The following is a 2,289-nucleotide window of genomic DNA, read 5'->3' on the forward strand; positions in this document are numbered from 1 at the left end:
CGGGGGGTGGTGTGGCGGGTTTTTCCCCCGCTCCCCCCCTGCCCGCCACCCCGTTCCCCCCCACCCCGCGGGTTATCCCTTGCCCCCCCACGCCCGCTCCTACAGAAAAGCGGCCTGCATAAAAAAGCCCGCAGGAGCTGCGGGCAGTTGTTCGCGGAATAGCCGCGGAGGCAAAACAAACCGGCGGGCAAGCCGCCGGAGCAATCACTCAGTACGCATCGCTCATCCCATCGGTGATGGCGATGCCTTGCTTGCGCATTTCCTCGATCAACCCGGCGCGGGTACCCGGCAGGTTGAGCAGGGCCTGGTAGCGCGTGGCTTTGACTTCCTCGGCGGTGTAGGGCTTGAACTGCGCGGGCATGCTGTCGCCGGCCATGCCTTCCTTGCGCAGCAGCCAGTTGAGCAGGTCGGCCAGTTGCGCGTCGTTCAGCGCGGACTGGGACATGCCCGGCACGCGCACGAGGAATTGCCGGCCACCGTCCACCTTGAGGAAGTTGCCGACGAAGCCGTGCAGACGCGGCGTGTCGTTGGCCTTGCTGCCGCTGCCTTCGGTGAGATGGCAGCCGGCGCATTGCAGCTGGTAGTTGGTGGCCGGGCTGTAGCTCTGCTGGGAGATCGGCTTCTGCACCTCCTCGTTGCCGGGCGCCGGCCGCTGGTGCGGATCGGGGATCGCACGGGCCTCGGCCAACGGAGCGACCAGGCTGCAGAGCAGGGCGCCGACAACGAGACTGCGCATGGGCTTTTCTCCCGACTTCAGACCGCGACGCCGCGGATGATGGTGACGGTGCAGTTGTAGATGCGCGATTCCGCGCCCAGGCACCAGTTGACGTCGTTGTTGTTGAACGGACGGTACAGCGGTTCCTCGCTTTCGTTGCGGGTACAGGCGCACTGGGAGCAGCTGTGCTTACCGCAGCAGTCGTTGTAGGAAATGATGTAGTCCTTGCCGTCTGCCGGATTGCGGCAGGTACCGATCCAGGTCACTTGCGAGGCATCGGTGCCGGGCGGGCAGGAGGTGGTGGTACCGCCGCAGCAGGAGCAGAGGAAGCCGTCGATGGAGCAGTAGCGCCAGTAGTCGCAGCTGTTCGGGTCACCCGGATCGCCGGCCTTGGGCGCCTCGGCGGCCAGGGCCTTGGAGGTGCGGTCGATCGGCAGGATGATCGGCAGGGCGGCGCCGGCCACCAGCAGCGAGCCGAAGCGGCCCAGCAGCTTGCGCCGCGAAGTGACGTTGGCCACCTGGCGGGAGGAGCGCTCGAACAGGTTGTCGAGGAATTTCATTCTTGTTCTCTCCGTGATCAGTGGCTGTGGCCGTGGCTGGCGTCGTGGGTGTGCACGTGGCCGGTGCCATTCATGTACTGCTGCAGGGTGGCGCTGCCCAGGTGCTCGACCTCGAACAGGCTGTCCAGGTGCTCGCGGGAATTCACCAGGCCCTTGGCGCGCAGCACGCCCTTGCTGTCGATCAGCGCGGCGTAGGGCAGCTTGCCGATCTGGTAGGTCATGCCCACTTCCGGGCCGACCACATAGGCCGATTTCTCCAGGCCGTGCTCGGCGATCAGCGCCTGCTGGGCGGCCATGTCGCCGTCGCTGACGTAGATCACGTCCAGCTCACCGGCCTTGTCCCTGGCGATGGATTTGATCGCCGGCAGCAGCGATTTGCAGATCGGGCAGGTCGGCGAGAGGAAGAACAGCAGCTGGCCGCGCTCGCCTTCATAGCCGAAGTTGACCGGGCGACCGTGGCGGTCGGCGGCGGTGACTTTCGGTGCGGGCTCGTTGACGGCTACGCCCTTGTCGACCATCAGCGCACCGGCCGGAGCGATGCGGCCGTGGAGGACGCCGATCTGGCGCACCAGCGCCATGACGGTGAAGGCGAGGGCGATGAGCAGCACCCAGAGAAGAATGTTGGAAACGATCAGACCTTCCATTTGTTCACCTTCCGATGAGTTTGAGCAGGCGGGGATGATTGGCCAGCAGGCCATCGGCCGCGGCATACAGAAGCAGAGAAACGGCGCTGGCGGCGAGAATCACGAAGGCGTCGAACACACCCATCTCGCGGGCCTGCGGGGTACAGGCGGCGACCAGGGCGAGCGCGGCGACGATCGCGTTGCGCAGCAGCAGTACCGGGCGCAGCGGTTGCATCTGGTCGGGGCCGGAGCAGCCGCAGTCGATGTCGCGGCGTCCGCGCCAGAGGTTGATGCCGATGGCGCCGGCATAGAACAGGATCAGCGCCGTTTCTCTGCTTCAGTATGCCGCCGCCGATGGCCAGCTGGCCAATCATCCCCGCCAGCTCAAACT

General features: G+C 66.1%; 3 protein-coding genes and 1 pseudogene. All 4 read right to left on the reverse strand.

Going from position 1 to position 2,289, the window contains the following annotated elements:
- Nucleotides 1-208 precede the first annotated feature (208 nt).
- The gene (locus ACCC94_RS29340) at nucleotides 209-736 is read right to left on the reverse strand and encodes a c-type cytochrome (RefSeq protein ID WP_413353103.1); all 528 of its coding nucleotides are present in this window, start codon (nucleotides 734-736) and stop codon (nucleotides 209-211) included.
- A gap of 17 nt (nucleotides 737-753) precedes the next feature.
- Nucleotides 754-1,275, reverse strand: a complete 522-nt coding sequence (locus ACCC94_RS29345) for a methylamine dehydrogenase light chain (protein WP_017518360.1) — start codon at nucleotides 1,273-1,275, stop codon at nucleotides 754-756.
- Between the two features lie 17 nt (nucleotides 1,276-1,292).
- Nucleotides 1,293-1,919 (reverse strand): methylamine dehydrogenase accessory protein MauD, encoded by a 627-nt coding sequence (gene mauD, locus ACCC94_RS29350; RefSeq protein ID WP_413353104.1) that lies wholly within the window; start codon nucleotides 1,917-1,919, stop codon nucleotides 1,293-1,295.
- Between the two features lie 4 nt (nucleotides 1,920-1,923).
- Nucleotides 1,924-2,223: pseudogene (locus ACCC94_RS29355) on the reverse strand (MauE/DoxX family redox-associated membrane protein); the annotation flags it as partial.
- Nucleotides 2,224-2,289 lie beyond the last annotated feature (66 nt).

The sequence above is a fragment of the Pseudomonas sp. Pseusp97 genome (genome assembly GCF_047304025.1).
Classification (GTDB): domain Bacteria; phylum Pseudomonadota; class Gammaproteobacteria; order Pseudomonadales; family Pseudomonadaceae; genus Pseudomonas.

Coding starts and splice junctions, on each gene's coding strand:
- mauD (WP_413353104.1), bottom strand. CDS start 1,919: ATGGAAGGTCTGATCGTTTCCAACATTCTTCTCTGGGTGCTGCTCATC.
- ACCC94_RS29345 (WP_017518360.1), bottom strand. CDS start 1,275: ATGAAATTCCTCGACAACCTGTTCGAGCGCTCCTCCCGCCAGGTGGCC.
- ACCC94_RS29340 (WP_413353103.1), bottom strand. CDS start 736: ATGCGCAGTCTCGTTGTCGGCGCCCTGCTCTGCAGCCTGGTCGCTCCG.